The organism is Shewanella sp. SM29, from assembly GCF_025654245.1.
Taxonomy (GTDB): Bacteria; Pseudomonadota; Gammaproteobacteria; order Enterobacterales; family Shewanellaceae; genus Shewanella; species Shewanella oncorhynchi.
Genome location: NZ_JAKKRN010000004.1, coordinates 1 through 20,299 on the forward strand (window position 1 = coordinate 1; position 20,299 = coordinate 20,299).

General features: G+C 46.6%; 13 protein-coding genes, 1 tRNA gene and 1 rRNA gene. 8 read left to right on the forward strand and 7 right to left on the reverse strand.

All coding sequences use genetic code 11. From position 1 onward, the window contains the following. Positions 1-125: 125 nt before the first annotated feature. Both rrf and L5L77_RS03555 read left to right on the forward strand, forming a co-directional pair. A 5S ribosomal RNA gene (gene rrf / locus L5L77_RS03550) occupies positions 126-241 on the forward strand. Positions 242-277: 36 nt separating this feature from the next. Beyond that, positions 278-354, forward strand: a tRNA-Asp gene (locus tag L5L77_RS03555). A gap of 496 nt (positions 355-850) precedes the next feature. Here L5L77_RS03555 and rsd read toward each other — a convergent pair. Further along, a complete protein-coding gene (rsd, locus tag L5L77_RS03560) occupies positions 851-1,330 on the reverse strand; it encodes a sigma D regulator (RefSeq protein WP_113941703.1) in 480 nt (159 codons plus the stop codon). A gap of 457 nt (positions 1,331-1,787) precedes the next feature. Between rsd and hemE the strand changes: the two genes are divergently transcribed. The 3 genes from hemE (at position 1,788) to L5L77_RS03575 (ending at position 6,727) form a co-directional block, all read left to right on the forward strand. Further along, on the forward strand, positions 1,788-2,852 hold the full coding sequence (gene hemE / locus L5L77_RS03565; RefSeq protein WP_006079904.1) for a uroporphyrinogen decarboxylase: 1,065 nt from the start codon (positions 1,788-1,790) through the stop codon (positions 2,850-2,852). Positions 2,853-3,268: 416 nt separating this feature from the next. Beyond that, positions 3,269-5,848, forward strand: a complete 2,580-nt coding sequence (locus tag L5L77_RS03570; protein WP_113941706.1) for a putative bifunctional diguanylate cyclase/phosphodiesterase — start codon at positions 3,269-3,271, stop codon at positions 5,846-5,848. Positions 5,849-5,923: 75 nt separating this feature from the next. Then, positions 5,924-6,727, forward strand: coding sequence for an SDR family oxidoreductase (locus tag L5L77_RS03575; protein ID WP_105250391.1), 804 nt, complete (start codon positions 5,924-5,926; stop codon positions 6,725-6,727). Positions 6,728-6,745: 18 nt separating this feature from the next. Here L5L77_RS03575 and L5L77_RS03580 read toward each other — a convergent pair whose 3' ends face one another. From L5L77_RS03580 to purH, 4 genes are all read right to left on the reverse strand, one after another. After that, the gene (locus tag L5L77_RS03580) at positions 6,746-6,973 is read right to left on the reverse strand and encodes a hypothetical protein (RefSeq protein ID WP_105250390.1); all 228 of its coding nucleotides are present in this window, start codon (positions 6,971-6,973) and stop codon (positions 6,746-6,748) included. Positions 6,974-7,146: 173 nt separating this feature from the next. Then, positions 7,147-10,383 carry an ImpA family metalloprotease gene (locus tag L5L77_RS03585; RefSeq protein ID WP_263222073.1) on the reverse strand — a complete coding sequence of 1,079 codons (3,237 nt, stop codon included), beginning with the start codon at positions 10,381-10,383 and terminating at the stop codon, positions 7,147-7,149. A 178-nt stretch (positions 10,384-10,561) separates the two neighbouring features. Continuing rightward, on the reverse strand, positions 10,562-11,860 hold the full coding sequence (gene purD, locus L5L77_RS03590; protein ID WP_263186549.1) for a phosphoribosylamine--glycine ligase: 1,299 nt from the start codon (positions 11,858-11,860) through the stop codon (positions 10,562-10,564). A 70-nt stretch (positions 11,861-11,930) separates the two neighbouring features. Next, positions 11,931-13,529 carry a bifunctional phosphoribosylaminoimidazolecarboxamide formyltransferase/IMP cyclohydrolase gene (gene purH / locus L5L77_RS03595; RefSeq protein WP_263186548.1) on the reverse strand — a complete coding sequence of 533 codons (1,599 nt, stop codon included), beginning with the start codon at positions 13,527-13,529 and terminating at the stop codon, positions 11,931-11,933. A gap of 352 nt (positions 13,530-13,881) precedes the next feature. On the opposite strand from purH, the gene zntR reads away from it, so the two are divergent. Further along, positions 13,882-14,379, forward strand: a complete 498-nt coding sequence (gene zntR, locus L5L77_RS03600; RefSeq protein ID WP_263171890.1) for a Zn(2+)-responsive transcriptional regulator — start codon at positions 13,882-13,884, stop codon at positions 14,377-14,379. 2 nt (positions 14,380-14,381) lie between these two features. Beyond that, the gene (locus L5L77_RS03605) at positions 14,382-15,878 is read left to right on the forward strand and encodes a permease (protein WP_263192852.1); all 1,497 of its coding nucleotides are present in this window, start codon (positions 14,382-14,384) and stop codon (positions 15,876-15,878) included. Positions 15,879-16,041: 163 nt separating this feature from the next. On the opposite strand, the gene L5L77_RS03610 is transcribed toward L5L77_RS03605, so the two are convergent. Beyond that, positions 16,042-16,743 (reverse strand): pseudouridine synthase, encoded by a 702-nt coding sequence (locus L5L77_RS03610; protein WP_263186545.1) that lies wholly within the window; start codon positions 16,741-16,743, stop codon positions 16,042-16,044. 261 nt (positions 16,744-17,004) lie between these two features. Further along, positions 17,005-18,171, reverse strand: a complete 1,167-nt coding sequence (locus tag L5L77_RS03615; RefSeq protein WP_263179994.1) for an MFS transporter — start codon at positions 18,169-18,171, stop codon at positions 17,005-17,007. A 610-nt stretch (positions 18,172-18,781) separates the two neighbouring features. On the opposite strand from L5L77_RS03615, the gene L5L77_RS03620 reads away from it, so the two are divergent. Next, positions 18,782-20,182, forward strand: a complete 1,401-nt coding sequence (locus tag L5L77_RS03620) for a DASS family sodium-coupled anion symporter (protein WP_263186544.1) — start codon at positions 18,782-18,784, stop codon at positions 20,180-20,182. Positions 20,183-20,299 lie beyond the last annotated feature (117 nt).

The following is a 20,299-nucleotide window of genomic DNA, read 5'->3' on the forward strand; positions in this document are numbered from 1 at the left end:
AGGTCGTACGAAAAGCCTTAGACAGAATACAGATACTTGATAAAGTTAAAGACTCAACAGAAAATCAGCTTTCCGAATTATTATTAGCGTGAGCCAGAGATGGACACGGTAATAARCAGAATTTGCTTGGTGACAATAGCCTTGTGGAACCACCTGATCCCATCCCGAACTCAGAAGTGAAACGCAAACGCGCCGATGGTAGTGTGGGGTCTCCCCATGTGAGAGTAGGTCATCGCCAAGCGCCTAATTTAGGTTAAYGTGTAGACGTTAAGCTAAAGGAGCGGTAGTTCAGTTGGTTAGAATACCGGCCTGTCACGCCGGGGGTCGCGGGTTCGAGTCCCGTCCGCTCCGCCAACATTAAGAGATAAGCCTCATCGAAAGATGAGGCTTTTTTCGTTATGGCGTCGTGGATAATTCGTGTCAGTGACGCACATGCTTCGGGCTCGAAGCATGTGGTTATCGTCATAGTCGGCCATCATGTAGATGACATCCTTATCAGAATATGAAATTTTTGTTTTAAAGCTAAACCAATTCTATTAATTAGCAAAATTTACCCATTCCCGAAAGCACAACTGAGTCATCCTCTTTAGCTCCTCAATGCATTCAGGCTATCGAGCATTACATAACAATATCGCCATACCTATTGAAACAACGATTTGCCAATGTGTGCTGCCTTGGCCATGACTACGTCTGCTCTATCGGATTCAATTTGATTCAAACGGTTGCTGTCTAATGGAACTAGGACGTGTTCCAGTAGTCGCCCAAAGCGATGCTACTTCATTTTCAAAACGATTGAGGGGAAAAGATAGATAAGCGCACAGATGCCGCAAGGTGCGCTTATGAAGGAGGACTACTGGTTATGCTCAGAATGTTTGCGATGGAGAACTTCAAGTAGTTCATCTTCGAGTTCGAAGCGTGTTTCCATGTTATGGGCGAGCTCAGATAGGTCTTTATCGAGTTGATATAATACGAAATCGTCTTGTGTTTCCGCATATTTATCGTTGAAATCTAATGCTGCATTCGTGGTTGGCGTTATCTTGGGCAATACTTGTTGCGCGAGCGTTTTGCTTGATTCGCCATATTCACTGCAGGCATTAACGACTTTATCATAGACCTCGAAATGTCCTTCGGAGACATAGTCAACTAATAAGTCACAGAAAGATTTAACATGTTCGAACGAGGGAAGTGATTTTTCTGATTTACTGTAAGGAGGAAGCCCAGCAATTTGGCAGTAATGCACTAACAGTTTTCGACGGTTTTTTAGCCATTGATCAATAAGCTTATTTGAACCGCCCCACTTCTGTTCTGCTTTTTCGAGTTCTCTCAGCATGATGCATTCCATTTAAGTGCCAGCACATAACTCTAATGTAGGGACAAGTTGCTAATCGATCAACTCTTTTCATGCGAATTTGCGAGAATGACGAAATGGACAAACCAGCTGTTTCGTATCGAAAAATGCCAATAAAAAGCCCAACGATAGAAACCTATCGTTGGGCGAGTAAAGTTTATAGCAGGCTCGATGCGACGAGCTTCTTGATTGTTCTTGCTAGCGCAGACTTTTTATACCAAAGGCGGGGAACCGGCGCAACTTTTTTCTGTCTGAGTGTGACTTCGTTACGAATAAATGAGCAGTATGTTAGCTGGATAACATTTTCCGGTTTATGCGGTCAAATCGACGCCAATGATGGGGAATAGCTCACATAAATTTGCACATAAAGGTTACATTATTCGCGTAAATGCTAAACTACCGACCCAGCGGATCTCAATAAGACTAGGAACCAAGCCCAATGGCAGAATTAAAGAATGATCGTTATTTACGCGCCCTACTAAAAGAGCCTGTCGATGTGACCCCTGTGTGGATGATGCGTCAAGCTGGCCGTTATCTTCCTGAATATAAAGCCACTCGCGCTCAAGCGGGTGACTTCATGTCTTTGTGTAAAAATCATGAGCTTGCCTGTGAAGTCACGCTGCAACCTTTACGTCGTTATGATCTCGATGCGGCGATTTTGTTTTCCGATATCCTAACTGTGCCCGATGCTATGGGTTTAGGTTTGTATTTTGAGGCGGGTGAAGGCCCACGTTTTGAGCGCCCAACAGACACTATCGATGCGATCAAAAAGCTCTCAATTCCTGATCCAGAAGATGAGCTGGGTTATGTGATGAAAGCCGTTAGCACTATTCGCCGTGAACTTAATGGCGCAGTGCCGTTAATTGGCTTTTCTGGTTCACCTTGGACCTTAGCGACTTACATGGTTGAAGGTGGTTCGAGCAAAACCTTCGAAAAAATTAAGAAGATGGCTTACGCTGAGCCAATGGCATTACACATGCTGTTAGATAAATTAGCCGATTCAGTGATCTTATACCTGAATGCTCAAGTTGCTAACGGTGCGCAATCTTTGATGATATTTGACTCATGGGGCGGTGCGTTATCGCATTCTGCTTACCGTGAGTTCTCTTTGCGTTATATGCAGAAGATTATTGATGGTCTGACACGCTTTGCCGATGGCCGTAAAGTGCCTGTGACTCTGTTCACTAAAGGCGGTGGTTTGTGGCTAGAAGCGATGGCAGAAACTGGCTGTGATGCACTAGGTTTGGATTGGACGGTAGACATTGCCGATGCCCGTCGTCGTGTAGGCCATAAGGTTGCATTGCAAGGCAACATGGACCCATCCATGTTGTATGCGCCAATTCCACGTATCGAAGAGGAAGTTGGTCATATTCTAGCGGGTTATGGTGAAGGTACTGGCCATGTATTTAACCTAGGCCATGGTATTCATCAGCATGTCGATCCAGAACATGCTGGCGCCTTTATCAAGGCGGTTCATGCACAATCAAAGCAATACCATAAGTAATTTTTGGTTTGCGAAACAGGCCCGCTTGCGGGCCTGTTTTATATCCGACATTTGAATTTGATAGCGTTGGAGCTTCTGGCGAAGATATCTTTATGGATTAGCGTATGCGGTGGTTTCTATCGTCTGCGAGCTTAATGAGTCTTACTTTTAAACAACGACTTGAATTCCCTATATTCACATACTGATTATGTGTGAATTATCTTGATAAAAAAGTAAAATTTATAATCGTTTAATTTATAAATTTTAATTTAAATCAAAGGTATAAAATTGATTTAATTGCATGAAAATGTCTACTTTAGCAACGACTAAAGCGAAGTGATGTTTAATACTATTCGCAAATAAGATATGTTGCATGGCGCAGTGAAGGATTATGCAAGGCCGTCAATCAATTTAGTCATAACAAGCCGTGGTAAGAGATGCACATTGGCAAGAAAATAATGGTATTTATTGCGGGCTTTTGTCTCCCTGCGGTGGTAATTGTCTCCTATTGTCTTGGTTATTGGTACGACCATCGCGTCGAGCTATTACGTCAAGATAGTGCTAACCGTGAGCTTGCCAATATCCAGCAGCAGTTTCAAATTGATGTCGATCGCTTAACCTTTCTCACTAATATTTATGCCTTACCTTTGTCTCAATTAGATGAAGACCAACTTAAAAAGCTTGAATCCTCGTGGCGCGATAGCTCAATGTCAGCCAATCTGAGTTGGTATATTCTACGGCAGGGTGAATTGCACCCTTTTTTCCCCAATGAACGTCCCTTTGAGAATGATAAGTTACGAGAAATCGCCAGTGCTATTGTCAGTGCCGATAAGCCCAGTGTTGCTGGCGCTTATTTGATGGGCAAGTATGCTTATGTCGTTACTTCCGTGGCTTCTGCGCCCAATGAATCTGTGCTGCTGGTACGCCAACTGACTGATAAAGACTTACTGGAATATGCTCAGGCCTTATTGGTGACTAAGGTGAGCATGAGTCATTCTCGCGACGTTACGCCAACAGTTGATGGTGTGCACAGTGACGCGATTAACATTCCAAGCCTGCTAAAAGATAAGCCTGTCTACCTGCAAGTACTGTTTTCCGATGGTCCCTTTAGGGAGGTTAAATTTCAACTCGATTGGGTATCGCTTGGATTTATTCTCTTTGGTGTGTTTATTGTTGGTCTTGGTTATATTTGGCTGCGTTCGGGCTTACTCAAACCCTTTAAAAATCTGATGCATCAATTGGCGCTGGTCGATCCTATGTCCAGTGTCTATCAACCCGTTACAAGCGAGGGTAATGAAGAATTAGAAGTGCTCGCCAGCCGTGTTAATAGCTTGCTGGCAAGAATTTATCAGCAAAAAGAACGTGCGAAAATCACCTTAGAATCCATTGCTGAAGCGGTGATTTTGACCGATGTCGATGCCAACGTGATTTATATGAATCCGCGGGCCGAGTTGCTTCTCGATGTTGCTAGTTGCTATGCCATAGGTCAGAGCCTTGCGAGTCTGTTAAAGGCTGGGGAGCAGTTGAATCAGGCGGTTTTTACCTGCATTCGTCTCGAAGAATCAGCGCCGCAGGTCGAGAAAATCAAGCTATTAACTGCTTCGCCTCGGATTATGGAGCGCAGTATTAGCAATCTGCGCAATCACGATAAAGAAATTGTTGGTACTGTCGTGGTATTGCGGGATATCACTCAAGAAGAGTTGCTTAAACACCAGCTACAAAAAAGGGCAAATTTCGATAGCATTACAGGGCTGCTAAACCGTCAGGCATTTGATGAGCAGTTACCCCAATTTGCCGCCTCAGCTAAAACCATCGCCGTTTGTTACCTCGATTTGGAGCAATTCAAGTTGATTAACGACAGCTGTGGCCATACTGCAGGCGATCGTATGCTTGCTATGGTGGCCAAGGCAATGCAGGCTTGTCTTGGGCCACAGGAGCTATTGGCGCGCCTTGGTGGCGATGAGTTTGGGTTAGTGATTTGTAATCGCAGTGCCTTATCTGTGGCGCAATTACTGAAGCAAATGATCGCGCAAGTCTCCATGCAAGTGTTGAACGATAAAAACTGTAATTATAAAGTTGGCCTCAGCATAGGTGTCGCTTTTGGTCGTGCGCCCTATATTGATGCTCAAGAATTATTGAAAGACGCGGACATTGCCTGCATTGCCGCTAAAGCTAAGGGGGCTAATCAAATTCATTTTTACGATGATAAAGATAAAGAGCTCACCTACCAAAGAAATGCGCCTAAATGGGCGGTACGTATTGCGCAAGCGATTGAAGAAAATGAGTTGATTCTGTATTACCAACCGATCCGCGGACTAGGCAGTGGTCCGCAGCGACAACGAATGGAAATCCTGCTACGAATTCAAGAGCCCTGTGGCCGCATTTTGGCGCCTGCGCAGTTTATAGCCGCCGCTGAACGTTTTAAGTTGATGCCAGATATCGATAAAGAAGTCATCCGCAAAGCTTTTTTATGGTTGTCTTTGAACCCCGTGCTTTGGCCTGATCATTGTATTTCGATCAACCTTTCAGGCAATAGTTTAGGTGCCGAAGGTATGGTGGAATATATCGCCCAGCAGCAACACATTTTTGATATTCCAAGCCAATGTATTTGTTTTGAAATTACTGAAACCACCGCGATCCAAAATCGCAATCGTGGTATGGAAATGTTGAAGCAGTTACGTAAACTCGGTTTTTCATTTGCACTGGATGATTTTGGCAGCGGTTTTGCCTCTTATGGCTATCTGCGTGAGCTGCCCGTGGATTATGTCAAAATCGACGGCTGTTTTATTAAGAATCTCGCCGTGAATGCTAAAGACTACGCCATCGTTAAATCGATTCAGGATGTTTGTCGGGTTATGGGAATCGAGACTGTTGCTGAATTTGTTGAGAATCAGGATATTATTGACAGATTGTTGAGCATAGGCATTAACTATGCGCAAGGTTATGCGATAGGGCGCCCGCAACCCTTAGCTAATTATCGTGAGCAATACGAGATGAGGCTTGCACAACGCGCGTGAAGGATTGCGCTTTTAGCGTGATTATGCCAATTTAGCAAAAGGCGTAATTAACATAGCGATAACAAAGGAATGACTATGGATGGACTCACAGGCAAGGTCGTGATCATCACGGGTGCCTCAGAAGGTATTGGTCGGGCGCTCGCAGTGGCAATGGCGCGAATGGGCTGCCAACTGGTGCTCAGTGCGCGTAATGAAACACGTCTCGCCTCACTCGCTTTAGAAATCGCTAATTATGGTCCGCCTCCTTTTGTATTTGCCGCCGATGTCTCCAGCCCAGAACAGTGTGAAGCCTTAGTTGAAGCTGCTGTTGCGCATTATGGCCATCTCGATATTTTGATTAACAATGCTGGCATGACTATGTGGTCACGTTTTGATGAACTGACTCAGCTCTCGGTGCTTGAAGACATAATGCGGGTGAATTATCTTGGTCCTGCGTATTTAACCCATGCCGCGTTACCGCACTTGAAAGCCAGTAAAGGCCAAGTGGTGGTTGTGGCGTCAGTCGCTGGATTAACGGGCGTTCCTACTCGCAGCGGTTATGCCGCTTCTAAACATGCTGTGATTGGTTTTTTCGATTCTTTGCGGATTGAATTAGTGGATGATAATGTGGCCGTAACTGTTATTTGCCCCGATTTTGTAGTGTCACAAATTCACAAACGTGCCCTCGATAGTGCAGGTAATCCTTTAGGTAAATCTCCGATGCAGGAAGCTAAGATACTGACGGCTGAGCAATGCGCTAATATGATGTTGCCAGTGATTGCAACTCGAGGCCGTCAACTGATTACTTCACTTCGCGGTCGTTTGGGGCGTTGGCTTAAGCTGATCGCGCCAGGCTTAATCGACAAAATTGCCCGCAGGGCGATCGCCTCCGGGCACTAAAGTCTTTGCCACTACAAGCTATTTGCCACTCTTATTGAGGTGCTTAATGATGGATTGTTCAGCCTCACTTTGGGTCGCTTTGTCCCCATCGATATCGATAGTCACAGTCGCGTTATGGCCCGTCATATCCTCTGCAATATGAAACCAATCTGGATGCCAGTAAAAGCTGGCTCCTTCTAGGGTTTGCCAGTTATGTACGCCTGATTTTTCACCTTGATAAATAAGATCTTTTATCGAATAACCCATATATTTACCCCATTAATTTCATGATTGTTAAAAATATAAGAAGCTAAATGGTGCACGTCATCTTAACCTAGGTATGTGCTTTACATCACATTTTCAGGTAAACATAAACCCCGCCAGAGCGAGGTTTATGAATAGCGTTAGTATCTTAGCGAGATTAAGATTTATTAGTGCAATTAAGGTTTAGCACACTGGGTTGGCGAACCCATGCCTTTCCACAGGGTTGTACCATCAGTGAGTGACAGGGGCACAAAGGTTAAACCTTGGCTCATATTGGCGGGTGGCAAGTCGGTTTCTAACTCATACATGCCCATGGGGATAGCCCCTGATGTGGCATTGGCGGCTGTTTGTGCGGCCGCAAGGCTTGAGTAGTGCAGGCCTAACATATCGAAATGGCTGCGCCAATCTTTGCCTGTGAGTTTACTCAAAGACACTAGCATAAAGTCGTTGCCCGGAATATCTTTCACCGTTTTGCCACCGTAGACACTATTGCCTTCAAACGAAAATTGGCTAAAGCCCAGTTTGCTACGATTCGCTTCCCAATCACTGGCGTTATTCGCATATTTACCGAAAATACGACTGTGTTGATACAGCAAGGTAAAGAGATTAAAGCCATTGTTCAGAGTGGTGCCGTCACTGAGCGTCATGCCGTGAGCCTTAAGCGCCATTTGGATGTAAAACGCCATGCGATAACCGTTATGCACTGCATAAGCATTGCTGGCCCAAGGCGCAGTGTATCTGTCTTCACCAGCATCGAGCACCTTACAATTGGCGCCAAACACTAGGCGTTTACCACTGGTGTCTGTTGTACCTGCGGCATCGGACATAAACACATAAAAGAGATCCTTGTGGTTCATGTGACCATCGGTCACTGTGCCTGTATTGCCGTCGCGCAGATAATGGGTTTTCCACTTCACCACATAGGGGAAGATATTGTTGGAGTTTTCCCCTGCGCGACTGCCATAACCTGCCCAGATATCATGATCACTTGCCGCAGCATATTGCACATTGAGACGGTTAGTTTGTAGATTGTGGCCTAACTCATGGTTATCACCCCAACCCGTTGGGTCGATATTCCATGCTGCGTCCCAAGGATTACCGCTACAACCTCCACCACACTGGGCATTTTGGTCATAATTCGCGTGTTGAATGATAGTGCGGGTATGCAGACTATTATCGATACAGTCGTCGCCAAACAGTCCTTTGCAAGCCGCTAGCACATCGGCGGGTAAGGATTCACTTAAGCTCTTGCCTTGGCTCTTAAGTCCCGCAAGGGTGTAAACTCTGTTGATATGGTCATCGACAATACTTTTGAGTAGCGCGTTTACATCGGGCACATCCCCGCCGATGGCGTTTAAAAAGCGGTCGCGACGCAGATGCTGCTCGGCACCATCGGTACGCAAGTCCACATGGGGTAATTCGGTATTTTGGATGCGATCGTTAAAGGCTGCTATTTCTGCAGGGTTTGAAAAATCCATAATGGTCGGATGTTTAGCCACATGCTCAGCGTTGACTTCGACACTTAACGCGCCGCCATCAGTACTCGAAGTATCACCACTGATATACAGATAAATCGGCCCGCCGTAGGGGGAAGAAAATTCAAGACTTTGTCCTTGAGCTAAGCGCAGGCGTTGCTGCGCCAACTCCAATGGGCCGCGGTAGATTTTCTGCTCATAGGCACGGTTAGTATTGCGTCTGTGGTAGTTGAGTTTGATCTCCACATTCGCAGCGCTGCTATCGAGACGAGTCAGCTTAATGGTTTGTCCTGGCAGTGCATACCAGCCAGTGGTCGTCCATTGGCCTGCATAGGGCACGCTAATGGTTTTACGTTCAGTGACAGTCGCAGGATAAGCGTAGTGCGCATTGCTGCCCTTGCTGAGGTTAGCTCTGTCGGTAACATATTCACCTAAATCTGGCTGGGCTAAGTTATGGCTACGGGCATAGCTGACGGTCCAATCGGCAAACAGGGCCTGCTGCCACTGGGCGTATTCGCTGTAGGCTATGGGGTAGTCAATCTCGCTGCGATACTTATCGGCGAGCAGCAGTCCGGCCTTCATCAAGGGGAAGTCTGTTTTGGTAAACACATCGATAGCATGGGTATCTAAGGTTTCAGCATTGGCTCGATACCAATCGGCACCCGCCTTGAATGAGTCAACAAAGGCGGCAGCATTACAGCTCAAGTAATTACCGCCGCAGTCGTTGAGTACTGAGGTGTCGAAGCGGTCTTCGTTAAGCTTACCGAGCAAATTATTCACCTTGGCCAGGGCGGTGTCTTCGACCAAAATGTCGGTCACACTGAGGTTATTGGCATTGAGTTTTGACCAGTAATTGCCAGAGGTAGAAAGCCCCATCTCAAGGTAAAGTGGCGACAGTATTGGGCTTTCATTACGCCAGTAGTTAGAGAGCAACAAGGGAATTCTTGCCGCTTTGGCCTTAGCGATCGCGGCTTTTATGCCTGCAAAACCCAAGGACTGACGGTCTATGTCACTAATGATAATCAGATCCGGTTTCAGTGTGTTGATACAGTTGCTTAACTCGCTGTAGTCACAGGTATTTGCTGTATTAATGCTATGGGCTGCGGGGTAGTTGTTTGTGAGCCAAGTGCGGATCCCTTCATTATGGGGAAAGTACCAACTGTCAGCCTTGCTCGGCATTTGGGCGGTCACTATGCTGATGCCGTCGGTTTTATCGGCACCTTTGGTCAGCCAGCCTAAAAGATTTTTCAATAAAGTATCGGTTTGAGCCGAAGTGTTGACGGAAAACAGATTCCCCGCCATGGCCGCATATCTTTGCCCCTGTTGCTCGCCCGCCATCACTAACCCACGAACGGCGCTTGCCCCACTGCCATCGACATTTGATGGTAAGACAGTAAAAGTGTTCTCCGGCATAAAGCTCGAAAAGGTAATTGAGTCATGGGTTGGATGCCAAGAGATGCTGCTACCGACACCTTGATATAGCTGATTTATCTGGGCTTTACGTTTGATGTCGATATTAGCGAGTTCGGCGATGCTGAAATCAATTAACTCACTCGCACTGGCAAGCCTGTGGTCTTGGTGCTTAATGGCATTTTCGGCATTACTGATGAATGTCGGCGTGATAGTGCAATCGGCCGTCATGGCCGCAGTGGTGTAAGTCAGCACATTGAGCGTGCCACCACAGCCAGTAATGCCCTCAAGCGTAAAGCCGGTATCGGCAGTAACGCTAAAAATAGCGCTTTTGCCAGACTCCACTTTTTGGCTGCTTGGACTCAGTGCGCCACCTATTACCGATAGGCTGTTGGCGGTGTATTGTACCAGCGCGGGAGGTTGGACTGGCGGCTGAGTGGGTGGTGGTGTCGTGCCAGCATCTTCTGAGCCGCCACCGCATCCGCTAAGCTGTATGGCAATGGAGGCATAAAGTAGTCTAATCCTCATGGGGAGTCCTTGATCTTTGTGTATTTAACATTTGGTTGACATTGTATCTTGTCGCCCCTGTTTTCAATAGAATTAATTGCATAATTTTATTGAAAATCATGACGTTATATTTGGCACTTGTCAAAAAGCAGGCACAAAAAAACCGGCTTCTTGCCGGTTTTTTTAATAGAGATATTAATTAATCTTGCTGTTCACGTGCGATCGCGCGATAACCAATATCGGTACGGAAATACACATCATCCCAGTGGATTTCATCAACCAATTTATAGGCGGCTTTTTGCGCTTCGGTGACTGTGTTACCCAATGCCGTCGCACACAATACGCGACCGCCGTTGGTAACGACGTGGCCGTTTTTCATCTCAGTGCCCGCATGGAAAACTTTACCGTCGTTATCGCCAAGGCTGAGACCGTCAATCACATCAAATTTGCGATACTCATCTGGGTAACCGCCAGCGGCTAATACTACGCCCACGGCTGCGCGCTCGTCGTATTCAGCTGTCACTTTATCTAACTCGCCACGGGTGGCGGCTAAACACAGTTCCACTAAGTCAGACTTTAAACGCATCATGATGGGCTGAGTTTCTGGATCGCCAAAGCGGCAGTTGTACTCGAGCACTTTGGCACTGCCATCGGGTGATATCATCAAGCCAGCATACAAAAAGCCTGTGTAGATATTGCCTTCTGCCGCCATGCCATCAACCGTTGGGCGAATCACGTTTGCCACAGTCCAATCGTGTACCGCTTGGGTTACCACAGGTGCTGGCGAGTAAGCGCCCATACCACCCGTGTTTGGACCATAGTCGCCGTTATCGCGGGCTTTATGATCTTGGCTGGTTGCCATTGGCAGAATGTTTTTACCATCTACCATCACGATAAAGCTAGCTTCTTCGCCCTTGAGAAACTCTTCAATCACTACGCGTGAACCCGCTTCGCCAAACTTGTTACCGGCGAGCATGTCATCAATTGCGGCATCGGCTTCGGCTTGGTTTTGGGCGATGATCACGCCTTTTCCCGCGGCTAAACCGTCGGCTTTGATGACCACTGGATAACCTGTTGTGGCCGTTAATTCACGCACGAAGGCTTTGGCGTCGCTGATCTCAGTGCAGTTTTTGTAACCCGCCGTTGGAATATTGTGGCGGGCTAAAAAGTCTTTAGTGAAGGCTTTTGAACCTTCGAGCTGAGCTGCGGCCTTAGTTGGGCCAAAAATCGCTAAACCTGCGGCGTTGAAGGCATCGACGACACCGATCACGAGCGGCGCTTCAGGGCCGACTATGGTCAGTTCAATCTTATTGGTTTTGGCAAAACCCAGCAGGGCAGGAATGTCGGTGGCGCTGATCGCCAGATTCTCAACATTAGGTTCTAGGGCTGTGCCCGCATTGCCCGGTGCTACATAAACGGTATCAACTTGAGCCGATTGAGCGGCTTTCCAAGCTAGGGCATGTTCGCGGCCGCCGCCACCAATGATTAACACTTTCATGGTTAAAACTCCCACACATCGCAAAGGAAAAGGCCCTAATCGCTAGGGCCAAGTTTGATTTAAGTTGTTATCAATGACGGAAGTGGCGCATGCCTGTCATCACCATGGCCATGCCGTGCTCGTCTGCTGCTGCGATGATTTCAGCATCGCGCATTGAGCCACCCGGTTGGATGATGCAGCTAATGCCCGCAGCCGCTGCGGCATCGATACCGTCACGGAAGGGGAAGAAAGCATCGGATGCCATTACAGAGTTCACCACTTCTAAGCCTTCATCGGCGGCCTTGATGCCAGCGATTTTCGCGCTGTAAACGCGGCTCATTTGGCCTGCGCCGACACCGATAGTCATGCCGTCTTTGGCATAAACGATGGCGTTAGATTTAACGAACTTCGCCACTTTCCAGCAGAACATTAAGTCTTTCAGTTCGCTTGCAGTAGGTTGACGTTTAGAAACCACTTTGATGTCTTCTAAACCGACCATACCTTGATCGCGATCTTGCACTAGTAAGCCGCCGTTAACACGTTTGTAGTCTAAGGTTTGGGTCTTAGTGCTCCACTGACCACATTCCAATAAACGCACGTTGGTCTTCTTGGCAACCACATCGCGCGCCGCTTGGCTAACGCTTGGGGCGATAATCACTTCAACGAATTGACGCTCAACGATCGCACTCGCCGTCGCAGCATCTAATTCGCCGTTGAAGGCGATAATGCCACCGAAGGCTGAGGTTGGGTCAGTTTGATAAGCGCGGTTATAGGCATCGAGTAAGTCTTTACCTAAGGCCACACCACAGGGGTTAGCGTGTTTAACGATAACACAGGCGGGTTCCAAGAATTCTTTTACGCACTCAAGGGCGGCATCGGTATCGGCAATGTTGTTATAAGACAAGGCTTTGCCTTGCAACTGAATCGCGGTAGCCACAGAAGCTTCATCAATTTTAGTGTCAACATAGAAAGCCGCTGCTTGATGGCTGTTTTCGCCATAGCGTAAGTCTTGTTTCTTCACTAATTGGGTGTTGAAAGTGCGTGGGAACTTAGAATCAGCAAAGCATTCGTCCGTGCTGTGTGCAGGAACCATAGTGCCGAAGTAGTTGGCGATCATGCCATCGTAACCCGCAGTGTGCTCAAAGGCCGCAATCGCTAAGTCGAAACGCGTCGCATGGGTCGTGCTGCCATTGTTAGCCGTCATTTCTGCCAGTACGCGTGAGTAATCGGCGGCATTAACGACTATGGTAACGTCTTTGTGGTTTTTTGCCGCCGCGCGCACCATAGTTGGGCCGCCAATATCGATATTTTCGATAGCGTCTTCTAAGGTACAACCGGCTTTAGCCACAGTTTCAGCGAAGGGATAAAGGTTAACCACAACCAGATCGATGGCATTGATATTGTTATCGGTCATCACGCTTTCATCAAGACCGCGGCGCGCTAAAATGCCGCCGTGCACTTTAGGGTGCAGCGTCTTAACGCGACCGTCCATGATCTCAGGGTGTCCTGTGTAATCAGATACTTCGATAACAGGCACGCCATTATCTGCTAACAAGCGAGCGGTGCCGCCAGTTGATAACAATTCTACACCTTGGGCGTGAAGTGCTTTGGCGAACTCGAGAATTCCGGTTTTATCTGAAACGCTTAACAGCGCGCGACGAATGGGTCTGGCATTATTTGCAGCAGTCATTTGGGTACAGGGTCCAGTTATTTTAGTTTCAAGGATCTTTCGGAAAACAGAACAGCCTTAACGCTGTACTGCTTTCCAAAAGTCCCTTGGTCCTATTTTTACTTTATTAGCTAACTTTTTATCCCTTCGTCACAGCGCGCGTATTCTAGCGTAAAACTCGATTTACGGGTGTTTTTTCTGCGTGATTTCACAATATTCATATCAGAACAAAGCGGCATTGCCGTGTTGGCTTTCAGTAAAGTTAAAATTACCTCTTGACCTTGGAGTAGGCTCCAAGGTTTATACTTGCATTATTGAGTTGTATGCTGGAAATGATCCCTGAGTTGTGGGCTATTTCGCAAAGGATGAAGACATGTATCGTATTGGTGAATTGGCGGATTTATGTGAGGTGAAAGCCGACACGTTAAGATTCTACGAGAAGCACGGCCTACTCGCGCCTTCGAGCCGTACTGAGTCTGGCTATCGAGTATATACCGAGGCCGATGCTGCGCGATTACGCTTTATTTTACGGGCGAAAGCTGTGGGTTTTACCCTCAATGAAATCAGTGAATTGCTGTCAATTGAACTCGATAAATCTAACCGAGTCTGTGCCGATGTAAAAGGCATGGTTGATTGTAAATTGGCTCAAGTACAGGCCAAAATTGCTGAGCTGAATCATTTTCAAGCGAGTTTACAAAGCTTGTCTGATGCTTGCTGTGGTGGGCCACGTAGCGCCGAACATTGCTCTATTTTAGAGGCGTTGGAGTCCAGCACTGAGCGGGTACGCGTTGAGCATCACTCTCATAATGTAAATCAGTACCAAGCGCAGAATAATCACGGCAAAGCCATTTATGAAGAGTCAGGGAATTAATTATGTTACTGAAGAATTTTATTGATCTGTTTTTAGACTCGGCGCCTTGGTTGTTACTGGGCCTGATTTTAGCTGGGCTATTAAAAGTATTCGTGCCAATGGCGTGGATGCAAAAGCAGCTCGGTGGTCACGGTTTTAAAACCGTAGTGAAAGCGGCGCTGCTTGGCGCACCTTTACCTTTGTGTTCTTGTGGCGTTATTCCTGCGGCGGTAGGATTGCGCCGTTCTGGTGCCTCTAAAGCAGCAACGACTTCCTTTTTAGTGTCGACGCCAGAAACGGGCGTCGATTCAATCGCCGTTTCCTACGTGTTACTCGGCCCCTTTATGGCGATCGTCAGACCGATTGCAGCGATTACCAGTGCGATAGTGGCGGGCTTACTCGTTGGTCGCGATGATGACGATGGCAAGTCAGTGGTTAAGGTAGATACTCAATCAGATAAGCCATTAGAGGGTGAGGCGTCTTGCTGCGCTTCAAAATCAGTGGCTCAGCCAGAGATGGTAAAAGCCGAAGCGGTTAAAAGCTGCTGCTCATCGACTACGCCTACGATAACGCCCGTAAAGTCTTCCTGCTGTGGTAATGACAATGTTGATGCACCTGCAGCCGAGCCAAAGCCGAAGATCAAAATGACGCCTATGGCGGTGCCGAGCTTAATGGCGGGTTCTTCAAGTGTTATGGCTGTTGGCGGTCAAACCATGGGATCTGCTCAAACTATGGGTTCTGTGGTTAAGGTTAACGCTGTTAAAGTAGAAAGCGTGGGGTCATGTTGTGGCAGTCAAACCACAGAGCCAGAAACAATAGTGGTGGTGAAAAAAGGCGCTTGCTGTGGTGGCAGTGCTAAGGTTGCTGAGCAGGTTAGTGCTAACACTGCAGGCGATAGCTGCTGTGCGTCTACTCAAGATATGGCGACTGAATTTAAGTCGCAATCGGTACTAAGCCGTGTCGGAATTGGCCTTAAATATGCGGCAACGGATTTAGTGCGTGATACTACGCTGTGGCTGCTGGTGGGCTTATTTTTCGCAGCTCTGGTACAAACCTATGTGCCGGCTGACTTTTTGGCTAAATGGGGCGATGGCATTCTGGCTATGCTAGTGATGGTGCTCGTTTCTGTGCCTATGTATATTTGCGCGACCGCATCGACACCGATTGCCGCTGGATTATTACTGGCGGGAGTGTCACCGGGTGCTGTACTCGTGTTTATGATGGCAGGTCCGGCAACCAATATCGCGACTTTAGGCATAGTGGCTAAAGAGCTAGGTAAACGTGCGCTGTGGGGCTATCTTGGCGGTGTGATTGGCGTGGCTTTAGTGGCCGGTATGTTGGTCAATTATCTGGTTAATACCTTTGGTTTTGTGGTGATGCCACAAATTGGTGAAGAGCACCAAATGTTACCTCAATGGTTAGTGGCAAGCTCGGGCATATTGCTGGCGTTACTCATGGCAAAAGTGGTTTTTGAGAAGATCCCAAGAAGCTGGGTTCGCCGCAACGATTGCTGTTCTTAGTCGATTCATATTCTGCTAAGCAGTATCAAACAAATAAACATCCCAGTGTTGTTGCTAACACTGGGATTTTTTATGGGATTGATTTGCAAACTTATTAGTATTTGTTTGCTTTTTTAACGTCGATAAACGTAGGCGGCCTGTCTGCTTCAGCCTTGTTAATCAATTAGGATGTGAAGGAGCTTATCTCCGCCAAGGTTAAGTTGCGCCATTCTCCAACATCGACATCTAAGGTCACTGCGCCAATTTGCGCCCTGTGTAGGGCAACCACTTTATTGCCCACGGCGGCAAACATCCTTTTGACTTGATGAAACTTGCCTTCGGTGAGTGTGAGTAGCACGGTTTTTTCATCCACTTGCTGCAGTGTTGCTGGCAGAGTGAGGGCGGTTTCGCCCTGTAGATTTAGCCCTGCGGCAAACTTTGCGGCTATGGCTGCAGTCGCTTCGCTGTTGAGTGGATCTCGCAGTTGGACACGATAGATTTTTTCGCACTGATATTGAGGCGAGATAATATTAAACGACCAGCGGCCATCGTCAGTCAGTAGCACTAAGCCTGTGGTATCAGCATCTAGGCGGCCAACGATGTGCAGGTCAAATGCGCGATCGATATCGAGCAGATGAAATAGCGAAGGGTAGGCTCCATCCACATTTGAGCACAAGGTATTAGCAGGTTTGTGCAACATGATATAGCGAGATGGGCGTGGTGCTAGCGGCTTTCCATTAAGGCTGACAGTATTATTTTCATGCACTTGCATTGCGCAGTCTGTCACGATAGCGCCATTGACTGTGATTGAGCCGCTAAGAATGGTGACTCTTGCGGCTTTGCGATCAAGATCTGTGCTTTTACAGAGGAATTTATCGAGGCGCATAGTGAAATCTCAGGAAAAACAGTCAGCACAGGTGTTTAAGTAAGCTGCATTATCGCGACTTAGGGAGGATAAGCAACTGCCCTGTCTGAATGTTAAAACTGAGCGTACTGATTTTTAACGTTATGACCTTTGTGGATCATTTTGCTGTTCGTTTTGTATTGATTTGACTGCAGATGTTTTCTATTTGAGCCACTCGATGAGCATATCGTTCATTAAGTGGCTGATTATTGAGTCGCAGTGCAATGTATTTTATGGGACTTGTTAAGGCGAGGAAAAACTTGGCTTAGTGTTAATAAGTAATTGAGCAAAAATGTAAATACTGCTCAGAATACAACATATGCCTAAATACATGAGTAAGCCGAACTCCGTTTGGCCAAAACAGCTGGCAACTAATGGGCCTATTACTGACCCCACCGAATAGCTCAGTAGCATCACTTGAGTCGCTGAAACAATTTGGCTAGCAGGCAAGTCGTCACAAGCTAAGCTGATTGCAATCGGGTAAAGGGCAAAAGCGCTGGCGCCAAGCAAGAGAAATCCAATAATCAGCGTCATATTTGAATGCTGAGTGAGCAGTAATAATGCTGCGAGACCCAGTAGGCAAAAGCTTACTATCAAGCCACTTTTGTTAACTCGAGGAGATAAATAACTGACTAAAGGTTGTACCAGCATGCCACCCACTATGATGAGGGCCATAAATTGTCCTGTTTGCTGATCAAGCCCCATATCCAGTGCCACATAGATGGGAAGTAAACCATAGATAGGGCCAAGCAATAATCCAGAGACTAAACATCCCATAATGGCAGGCTGACTTAGGTTTTTTAGCGCAGACAATGACATTGATTGTTGTTCGCTTACCTGAGGTTGACCGCGTTTTACCAGTAGCGCGGGTAAACTTGCCGCGGCTAATAATCCCATGATCACTAGGTAAGGTAGATTGCCCTTTGTACCTAAATAATCAATGGCTAATTGTCCTAAGGCAGTGCCTCCATAAAGCGCTGTCATATAAAGTCCAAGCCGCTTAGCGCGTTGCTTTTGGGTATCGGCCATTAATAGCCATGATTCAACAACCACAAAAATCCCTGCAACCGCAAATCCCGCTATAAGTCGAGAGGCTAACCAGACTCCACTTTTGGGGATTAATATCATAGCGACAACACTGCAAAGAAGGATATTCAAAAAAAGGATAAAGGCTTTACTGTGGCCGATACGGGCAACAACAGGAGCAATACAAGGCGCCCCCAGTAATAAACCTAAATAAAAAATACTGGCCAGTAATGGAGCAAGTGAGGTGCTGAGTTCGAAAAAAGTGAGCGACAGTGGGATTAAGCTCATTAAGTAGCCTGATGCCAAAGCAAACAAACTTAACCCTGCTACGGGGACGAAAAGGCTGGGCTTTTGAGCCGACTGAGTTAAGGCAATTTTTTCCACGGCGGTTCCGAAAACAGACAAATATTATACGCTAGGCGGGGTTGCGGTCGCGACTTTAGGCTGGATCGCTGACAGGGTAAAGTGAGTTAGATTGACTGTGGTGGTGAATAATATTTGTGTTTACTATTCATGTAGATATTGGGTTTTCTATGTTGCCTTGTTGCAATACGTTTGTGTTGTTCGCTTGCTGTTCACTGCGTCGCAGTTTTAGTGCACATTCAACGATATCTAGATTCGATTTAGCGCTACACACATTCAATTTAGTGCCAAATTGGGGGAATAATACCTAATCCTACCAATGATCAGAAGGTATGATTAATTAGTTGATTATCACCTTGGTAGAAAGTGTGGCGTGATCTATATCCCAGTTTTAAACATTAATTAAATTACAACGTGGGCAAGGTTTTGTTCGATCTTTGTCCGTTTGAAATTTTAAAACAAAGGTGTCGATCAGAATTTGGTGATTATTGTCGCTAATCGGCCGTTTGTGCGTGCTATCTCAGCAATAAATGTTGTTGCCAAGTGATAAAGTTACAAAATAAACCGCTTTGCCAAGTGTGATCTATGCCCTAAATTTGCGTCAAAATAAAATGGTATTAAGGTTGTAACCATGTCTTTAACAGATTCAAGTACTGCTCCACCTAATAAAGCTCCCGTCAGTGAGGGGCTCGATAAGAAAAAAATGCTGATCCTAGTGGCTGATATTGTGCTGTTATTTGCACTTTATTACGGTTTACCTTTCGAGCAAGGGGTGAATACTGGGCTGGCCATTTTGTTCTTTGCAGCGATTCTTTGGCTGACCGAAGCGATTCATATCAGTATCACTGCGATTCTCGTTCCTATACTCGCCGTATTCTTTGGGGTGTTTGAAACCAAGGAGGCGATGAGTAACTTTGCCAATCCCATCATTTACTTATTCTTTGGTGGTTTCGTATTGGCTGCGGCCTTGCATCATCAAAAGATTGATACCCTGATAGCGCAAAAGCTGCTGCTAGCCTCTAAGGGCAAACTCAGTATCGCCTGTTTGATGCTGTTTGGAGTAACTGCGCTGCTATCGATGTGGATCAGCAATACCGCGACCACGGCGATGATGTTGCCATTGGCACTCGGGATTTTGCAGCAGCTCGACCGCGAAAAATACCACAGCACCTATGTATTCCTTCTGCTCGGTATTGCCTATTCAGCCAACATCGGCGGTATCGGTACTTTAGTGGGTAGCCCACCGAATGCGATTGCTGCGGCTCAAGTGGGCTTAAGTTTTAGTGATTGGCTGAAGTTTGGTATTCCAACCGTTATCCTCATGCTACCTATGATGTTGATTGCCTTGTATTGGTATTTTAAGCCTGATCTTTCTGCCAAATTCGATGTGAATGTTGAAGCTCAGAAGCTGACATTTCAGGGGAAATTTACTCTGCTTATCTTTCTGACTACCGTATGTTGCTGGATTTTCAGTGTGCCGTTAGCCAAGGCATTAGGTGGCATCACTCAGTTTGATACCGTAGTCGCCTTAGGTGCCGTCGTTTTACTCTCGGGTTTAGGCTTGGTCGGCTGGAAGAAAATTGAATCGACCACAGATTGGGGCGTACTCATATTGTTTGGTGGTGGTTTAACACTGAGCGCAGTACTAAAAACGACTGGCACCAGCGTATTTTTAGCTCACTGGATGACAGATATTTTCGGTAGCACTCACATGTCGTTGTTCGTCTTTGCTGTGATTGCTTTTGTGGTGATGTTGACTGAATTTGCCAGTAACACCGCCAGTGCTGCACTGTTAGTGCCTGTATTTGCTGCGATTGCTGAGGCATTAGGCATATCGCCTGTAATGTTATCTGTACTGATTGGTATTGCAGCTTCTTGCGCCTTTATGCTGCCGGTGGCGACACCGCCCAATGCTATCGTTTATGGTTCTGGCCATATCAAGCAATCGGAAATGGTGCGAGTGGGTATGATCATCAACTTTATCAGTATGATAGTCTTGGGTATTATCGCCCATACCTTCTGGGATATTTAACACTGATATAGTTCATGGCAACTTTGTGTTTCAACGTTGCCGCTATAATAGTATTCGCCTTATGAAGAGCATAGGGCGGATACGCATTTTTCCTAGCAGAGTCGTCGTACCGAGTTT

Coding starts and splice junctions, on each gene's coding strand:
- rsd (WP_113941703.1), bottom strand. CDS start 1,330: ATGCTGAGAGAACTCGAAAAAGCAGAACAGAAGTGGGGCGGTTCAAAT.
- hemE (WP_006079904.1), top strand. CDS start 1,788: ATGGCAGAATTAAAGAATGATCGTTATTTACGCGCCCTACTAAAAGAG.
- L5L77_RS03570 (WP_113941706.1), top strand. CDS start 3,269: ATGCACATTGGCAAGAAAATAATGGTATTTATTGCGGGCTTTTGTCTC.
- L5L77_RS03575 (WP_105250391.1), top strand. CDS start 5,924: ATGGATGGACTCACAGGCAAGGTCGTGATCATCACGGGTGCCTCAGAA.
- L5L77_RS03580 (WP_105250390.1), bottom strand. CDS start 6,973: ATGGGTTATTCGATAAAAGATCTTATTTATCAAGGTGAAAAATCAGGC.
- L5L77_RS03585 (WP_263222073.1), bottom strand. CDS start 10,383: ATGAGGATTAGACTACTTTATGCCTCCATTGCCATACAGCTTAGCGGA.
- purD (WP_263186549.1), bottom strand. CDS start 11,860: ATGAAAGTGTTAATCATTGGTGGCGGCGGCCGCGAACATGCCCTAGCT.
- purH (WP_263186548.1), bottom strand. CDS start 13,529: ATGACTGCTGCAAATAATGCCAGACCCATTCGTCGCGCGCTGTTAAGC.
- zntR (WP_263171890.1), top strand. CDS start 13,882: ATGTATCGTATTGGTGAATTGGCGGATTTATGTGAGGTGAAAGCCGAC.
- L5L77_RS03605 (WP_263192852.1), top strand. CDS start 14,382: ATGTTACTGAAGAATTTTATTGATCTGTTTTTAGACTCGGCGCCTTGG.
- L5L77_RS03610 (WP_263186545.1), bottom strand. CDS start 16,743: ATGCGCCTCGATAAATTCCTCTGTAAAAGCACAGATCTTGATCGCAAA.
- L5L77_RS03620 (WP_263186544.1), top strand. CDS start 18,782: ATGTCTTTAACAGATTCAAGTACTGCTCCACCTAATAAAGCTCCCGTC.